The organism is Mesorhizobium sp. M7A.F.Ca.MR.362.00.0.0, from assembly GCF_004023175.1.
GTDB lineage: Bacteria > Pseudomonadota > Alphaproteobacteria > Rhizobiales > Rhizobiaceae > Mesorhizobium.
The window spans coordinates 20,810-27,176 of sequence record NZ_RZTF01000024.1 but is presented as its reverse complement, the minus strand read 5'-3'; the positions used below and the strand labels follow the sequence as shown (position 1 = coordinate 27,176).

The following is a 6,367-nucleotide window of genomic DNA, read 5'->3' as shown; positions in this document are numbered from 1 at the left end:
GGCCCAGCACGACCAGCCGTCGCTGGCGACTTTGCCGAAGGATTCCAGCACCGAGCGGACCTTGCCCGCGCTGATCTTTTCCGGCGCCAGGAAATCGAAGGAGTAGCACATGTGCACGCGCTTGCCGCCTGCGGTGTAGGCGGCAACCACTTCAAGCCCGCGCTGCGAATCGCCGACCTCGCCGACCGCTGCGGTTGCCGGATACTCATCGAGCAGGGCACGGAACCGTTCGAGGAAGCCGAGGTTCTCGGGCCGGCTCTTGTCGTAGAGATGGTCCTGGTAGTTGTAGGGGTTGACCGCCGGCGCGGTCTGGTCGTTGCGCTCTTCCGGCGGCAGCGGCGGATTGTTTTCCAGGCCCTGGCTGTGGAAGTAGAAATTGATGGTATCGAGCCGGAAACCGTCGACGCCGCGCTCCAGCCAGAAGCGGGTGACGTCGAGCAATGCGTCCTGGACTTCGTGGTTGTGAAAGTTGAGGTCGGGCTGTTCGGCCAGGAAATTGTGCATGTAATATTGCTGGCGGCTGGTGTCCCATTGCCACGCCGAGCCGCCGAAGATCGACAGCCAGTTGTTGGGCGGTGTGCCGTCCGGCCTGGCGTCTGCCCAGACGTACCAGTCGGCTTTCGGGTTGCTGCGGCTCGACCGGCTTTCCTTGAACCAGGGATGACTGTCGGCAGTGTGCGACAGCACCTCGTCGATCATCACCTTCAAGCCCAGCCTGTGTGCCTCGGCGGTCAGCGCGTCGAAATCGGCCAGCGTGCCGAACATCGGATCGACATCGCAGTAATCCGTCACGTCATAGCCGAAATCCTTCATCGGCGACTTGAAGAACGGCGAGATCCAGATGGCATCCGCGCCGAGTGCGGCGATGTAGGAGAGGCGGCCTATGATGCCCTTGAGATCGCCGATGCCGTCGCCATTCGAGTCCTGATAGCTGCGCGGATAGATCTGGTAGATCACCGCGCCCCGCCACCAGTCGCGATCGATGGCGAGGTCAGGCTTCGAGCTGGCCTTCAAAGCGGATTGCATCGTCTCAGCCTCCTTTCACCGAGCCGGCAAGCAGCCCGCGGACAAAATAGCGCTGCAGCGAGAAGAACACGATCAGCGGTACGATGATGGTCACGAAAGCCGATGTCGTCAGAATCTCCCAGTCGCCGCCGCGCGAGCCCAACAGCGCGTTGAGCTTGGCGGTCAGCACGATCTGGTCTGCCTCTGTACCGAGGAAAACCATCGCCACCAGCAGATCGTTCCATACCCACAGGAACTGGAAGATGGCAAACGAAGCCAGCACCGGGAACGACAGCGGCAAGACGATCTTGACGAAGATCTCGAAATCGCTGGCGCCATCGATGCGCGCCGATTCCATGATTTCGCGCGGCAGGCCGGCAATGTAGCTGCGCAGCAGGTAGATGGCGAAGGGCAGGCCGAAGCCGGTATGCGCCAGCCAGATGCCGAGATAGGTCTTCGACGGCATGCCGAAGAAAGCGCCGACGCCGTTGTAGAGCTTCAACAGCGGGATCAGCGACATCTGCAATGGCACCACCAGCAGGCCGATGATGACGGCGATCAGCAGCGCCCGGCCGGGAAACCGCATCCAGGCCAGCGCATAGGCGGCAAAGGCGGCGATCAGGATCGGGATGACGGTAGCCGGAATGGTGACGGTCAGGGAATTCATGAATGACCGTCCGATGCCTTCGGAGAACAGCACGGTTCTGTAATTGTCGGTGGTGAATTTCGGCGGCGCCGACGAAGCATAATAGACGCGCTGGCCGCGATCGCCTTCGAATGCTTTCGGGGAATGCATGATGAAGCTGCCGTCGGCATTGAGCTGCAAGGTCACGCCGTCGCCGAGATCGGCTGTGGTGCCGGCGGGATATTGCGTCGGTGTCGCCGATTTGACCCCGAAGGCGCTGATGTCGCGCTTGGCGCCGTCGCCGAAGATATTGCCCTCGAGGACGAACTTGCCGTCCTTCTCGACTTGCGCCGAGGCGGGCGGGAGCCGGCCTGCTTCCGTCTGGGTGGAACTGGCGAACGAGTTCCACCAGCCCGAGGCGATGATCTGGTTCTTGTCGCGCAGCGACGAGACCAGGATGCCGAGCGTCGGTATGGTCCAGATCGCGACGAAGATGAGCACGGCGATGTGGACGCCAAAACGGCTGGCGAAGGAATTTCCGGTCGCGACGGCCATCTCAATGTCCTCCCGTCTCTTTGTTCGCCTGGCGGATGTTCCAGACCATGATCGGAATGACGGCAATCATGATGATGATGGCGATGGTGGCGCCGCGGCCGAAATCGCCGCCGCCGCGGAACATCCAGTCGAACATCAGATTGGCCAGCACCTGGCTGTTCCACTGGCCGTTGGTCATGGTCAGCACGATGTCGAACACTTTGAGCACCAGGATGGTGATCGTGGTCCAGACCACGGCGATGGTGCCCCAAATCTGCGGCACCATGATCTTCCAGAAGATCTGGAACGGATTGGCGCCGTCGATGACGGCGGCTTCCAGCGTTTCTTCGGGAATGCCGCGCAGGGCGGAAGACAGGATGACCATGGCAAAGCCGGTCTGGATCCAGATCAGGATGATCATCAGGAAGAAATTGTTCCAGAACGGCAGCGATATCCAGACCTGCGGCTGGCCGCCGAAATGCTGGATGATGGCGTTGAGGATGCCGATCTGCGTCTGGCCGTCGCCCCGATACTCGTAGATGAATTTCCAGATCACGCTGGCGCCGACGAAGGAGATCGCCAACGGCAGGAAGATCAGGCTCTTGGCGATCGTGCCCCACCAGATCTTGTCCGTAAGCACGGCGATGATCAGCCCGAGGAAGGTGCAGGCGGCCGGCACCACCGCCAGCCAGATGATGTTGTTGAGGATCGAGTTGCGGAACTCGCGGTCGCCGAACGCCCATTCATAGTTCGCCAAGCCGACGAAATTGATGCCGCCGCGATCGAGGAACGACAGCCGCAGCGTCTCGACCACCGGATAGATCAGGTAGATGGTGAGGATGATCATCGCCGGACCGACGAACAGCCATGGCCTGACCAGCCCTTGCCGGCGCAGATTGTCGATGGCCGCGGCACCGGCGACGCCGCGTGACGGGAATATCAGGTCGACCAGTTTGTTGGCGCCCCAGAAATAGGCGACGCAACCGCCGACGCCGACGATGATGACTGTTATGGCCGAGAAAATCTGAGCCGCCATGGGTCCCTCTCCCCCTGCGCATGACCCGACAAGGAATGACCTTGGTGACGGGGACCAGGCGCCGATTCAGTTGTTTGGAGCGCGTCATCGGCGGCTTGCGCACATTGCCGATCGCGCTTCATGTCAATGCGCTCATGACGAAAGGCTGCGGCACGGGCCGCCGTCGGATCCGGGCCAGTACGGTCCGGATCCAGTGTGAGAATGGTTGGTCGTCTACGTGCCAGCCGTCTACTTGATGGCGTCCCAGCTCTTCTGGATGTCGGTGGCGACGTCCTGTGCCGACTTGCCGCCGACCAGGTCGATCATGCCGGTCCAGAAGGCGCCGGCGCCGATCTTGCCCGGCATCAGATCGGAACCGTCGAAGCGGAAAGTCGAGGCATTGGCGAGGATTTCGCCCTGCTTCTTCAGCGCGTCGCTGGCATAGGCATCCTTGTTGACCGACTTGAGCGGCGTCACGAAACCGCCCTCGGCCATCCAGATCTCGTGGGCGAGCGGCATCTTCAGGAATTCGATGAACGCGCGCGCGGCCTTGGAGTCCTTGGTGATCATCGCCAGCGTACCGGCGCCGAGCACGGGCGTGCCCAGTTCAGGCTTGGAGGCATAGGGCGGGAAGTAGAAGAAGTCCGCGTCCTGGCCGACCTTGGTGCCTTCCGGGAAGAAGGTCGGGATGAACGATGCCTGGTGGTGCAGGTAGCATTTCGGCGGTACCGAAAAGAGTCCCTTCGGGCTGTCGCGGAAATCGGTCGCCGCAACCGCCTTGGCGCCGCCATCGACCATCTTGTCGTCGGTCGCGATCTTGCCGAAAATGTCGATGGCGTTGACCACTGCGGGGTCGTTGAACGGGATCTCGTTCTTGACCCATTTGTCGTAGACCTCCGGAGGCTGGGTACGCAGCATCAGGTCTTCGACCCAGTCGGTCGCCGGCCAGCCGGTGGCGCCGCCGGAGCCGAGGCCGATGCACCACGGCTTGCCGCCATCGGCGATGATCTTCTTTTCGAGATCGGCGAGTTCTTCCTGGGTCTTCGGCACCTTGTAGCCGGCTTCCTCGAAATTATCCGGCGAGTACCAGACCAGCGACTTCACGTCGGCCTTGTAAGGGAAGGCGAAGAAGCCCGGCTTGCCGTCCTTGTCCTTGAAGGTGCCGAGATCGACCCATGACTGGCCGGCACCGTAATTGTCCTTGACCCATTTGGCGGTGTCGTCACCGAGCGGCGTCAAAAGGCCCTTCGACGCCAGGTCCTGGATGAGGCCCGGCTGCGGCAGCACGGCGATGTTCGGCGGGCTGCCGGCCTGCGTGTCGATGACGATCTGCTGTTCGTAATTTTCCGAGGAGGAGTATTTGATCTCGACGCCGGTGGCTTCCGCGAAATAGTCGAGAACGCCGCGCACCAGGCCTTCGTCCTCACCGCGCCACGGTCCGAAGATCGACAGCATCTCACCCTTGAGGTCGACTTTCTTGAGCTCTTCGTAGTTCGCCCAGTTGAAGCGCTTGTCTTCGCCGGGCTTGAACTTCAGTTCGGCCTGCGCGGGCGCGTTCAGGGCGAACGTGGCAAACGCAGCACCCAGCAAAAGCATTTTCTTCATCGGTATTCCTCCCAGTGGGTGTCACACACCGGACGGAACCTCCATTCCGCCCGCCGACGCCGCAGGACTGTGACTCAGTCGGAAAGGAACCGCAACCTTTCGAAGAGTCTTCCAAAGCGCTTTGGCTTTTTCGATCACGCCATTGAATCGCTGGGAAGTCAAGAGGCTGGCGAGTTAATCGATTTAGGTTCGCGCATTTGCACCCCTAAAAGTGCGCTGCAACATACTATTATGGCGATGCAGCAGCAATTTTTGTTTCAAACACGCCCGGACCGCGTCTATGGTTCGGCTTGGTATGGCTCGGCCCCGGTGGCACTTGGGTCGATTCAATTTAAAAGCGCTTTGAGGGAATGGAGACCTTTCGTGAACCTCAAGCAGCTCGCCCATATGCTGGCACTTTCGCAAACCACGGTAAGCCGTGCTCTGAACGGCTATCCCGAGGTCAACGAGGAGACGCGCAGGCGTGTCATGGATGCAGCCAAGCGCCATGGCTATCGTCCCAATCCGAGCGCGCGCCGGCTGGCGACCGGCAAGACCGGTATGATCGGCTATGTCCTGCCGACCGGTGCGTCGGTCGACATCGATCCGCATTTCGTCGAGTTCCTGTCCGGTCTTGGTGACTATGCCCGCTCGCACGAGCTTGACCTTGTGCTGTCGCCGGCCGACGCCGACGACCAGGAGACGACCTACCGGCGCATCGTCGCCAACCGGCAGGTCGACGCTGTTTATATCTCCTCTCCAAGGCCCGCGGACCGGCGCGTGGCGCTGGTCAACACGCTCGGCATTCCCTTCATCGTCCATGGCCGCAGTGAGGGCTTCGATTTCGACTATGCCTTCACCGACATCGACAATGAGGGCGCCTTCCACGAGGCGGCCCGGCTGCTGATCCAGCTCGGCCACCGGCGGCTGGCGCTGATCAACGGCGACGATCGCGAGACCTTCGCCATCCATCGCGAACGCGGCGTGCGCCGGGCACTCGCCGCGAGCGGACTGTCATTGAGCGAACGCCATGTCTGCTCGGTCGATATGACCGAAGAGAACGGCTATCGCGCCACCAGGCGTTTGCTGGAAGAAGGTGACGCGCCGACGGCGATCGCCTGCTCCAGCCTGATCATGGCACTCGGCGTCGTGCGCGCCGTGCGCGACCTCGGCTTGAGCATTCCCGGCGACGTGTCGCTGATCGCTCATGATGACGTCTTCCCCTGGCTGAGGCCGGAGAATTTTTCGGTGCCATTGTCGACGACGCGTTCATCGATCCGTCTCGCCGGCGCCCGTGTCGCCGAGCGGCTGGCGGCACGGATTTCAGGACTGGAGGAGGGGGCTCGCGGCGAGGTCTGGCCCGTCGATCTGGTGGTCAGGGGATCGGTGGCGGGGGCGCGTGTTTAGAACTGTCTCCCGAAGCGCTGCAAGCGCCGACCTCATTCCTTCACCACCGCCGCCGCCTTGATGTCCAGCAGCCCATAGCCGAAATCATCGTCGCGTCCCTTGGGGCCGAGATCCCTGGCCGTCGCCGCGAGCGCCTTCTCGATGTCGTCGGCCGAGCGATCGGGCGCGGCATGGATGAGATTGGCGATGGCGCCGCT

General features: G+C 61.9%; 6 protein-coding genes (1 of these 6 only partly in view). 1 reads left to right on the top strand and 5 read right to left on the bottom strand.

Annotated elements, in window-relative coordinates:
- The 4 genes from EOC06_RS41760 to EOC06_RS05775 form a co-directional block, all read right to left on the bottom strand.
- Nucleotides 1-1,026, bottom strand: a 1,026-nt coding sequence (locus tag EOC06_RS41760) for an alpha-amylase family glycosyl hydrolase (RefSeq protein ID WP_245469349.1), incomplete at its 3' end; no start/stop codon positions are given.
- A gap of 4 nt (nt 1,027-1,030) precedes the next feature.
- Nucleotides 1,031-2,185: a carbohydrate ABC transporter permease gene (locus tag EOC06_RS05785; protein WP_128307300.1), complete on the bottom strand. Its 1,155-nt coding sequence runs from the start codon at nt 2,183-2,185 to the stop codon at nt 1,031-1,033.
- A gap of 1 nt (nt 2,186) precedes the next feature.
- Nucleotides 2,187-3,200, bottom strand: a complete 1,014-nt coding sequence (locus EOC06_RS05780; RefSeq protein ID WP_128307299.1) for a carbohydrate ABC transporter permease — start codon at nt 3,198-3,200, stop codon at nt 2,187-2,189.
- Between the two features lie 228 nt (nt 3,201-3,428).
- Complete coding sequence (locus tag EOC06_RS05775) at nt 3,429-4,784, bottom strand: ABC transporter substrate-binding protein (protein ID WP_128307298.1); 1,356 nt, start codon at nt 4,782-4,784, stop codon at nt 3,429-3,431.
- Nucleotides 4,785-5,147: 363 nt separating this feature from the next.
- On the opposite strand from EOC06_RS05775, the gene EOC06_RS05770 reads away from it, so the two are divergent.
- A complete protein-coding gene (locus EOC06_RS05770; protein ID WP_128307297.1) occupies nt 5,148-6,170 on the top strand; it encodes a LacI family DNA-binding transcriptional regulator in 1,023 nt (340 codons plus the stop codon).
- A gap of 32 nt (nt 6,171-6,202) precedes the next feature.
- On the opposite strand, the gene EOC06_RS05765 is transcribed toward EOC06_RS05770, so the two are convergent.
- A protein-coding gene (locus tag EOC06_RS05765; protein ID WP_128307296.1) for a S8 family serine peptidase crosses the window boundary here: on the bottom strand, nt 6,203-6,367 show its final stretch. The gene runs 1,263 nt beyond the window's last position; 165 of the gene's 1,428 nt are visible here — the last part of the coding sequence; its start codon lies off the right edge, out of view; the stop codon is at nt 6,203-6,205.

What these genes read in the sequence shown, in the direction of transcription:
- EOC06_RS05785 (WP_128307300.1), bottom strand. Translation starts at nt 2,185, where the DNA reads ATGGCCGTCGCGACCGGAAATTCCTTCGCCAGCCGTTTTGGCGTCCAC.
- EOC06_RS05780 (WP_128307299.1), bottom strand. Translation starts at nt 3,200, where the DNA reads ATGGCGGCTCAGATTTTCTCGGCCATAACAGTCATCATCGTCGGCGTC.
- EOC06_RS05775 (WP_128307298.1), bottom strand. Translation starts at nt 4,784, where the DNA reads ATGAAGAAAATGCTTTTGCTGGGTGCTGCGTTTGCCACGTTCGCCCTG.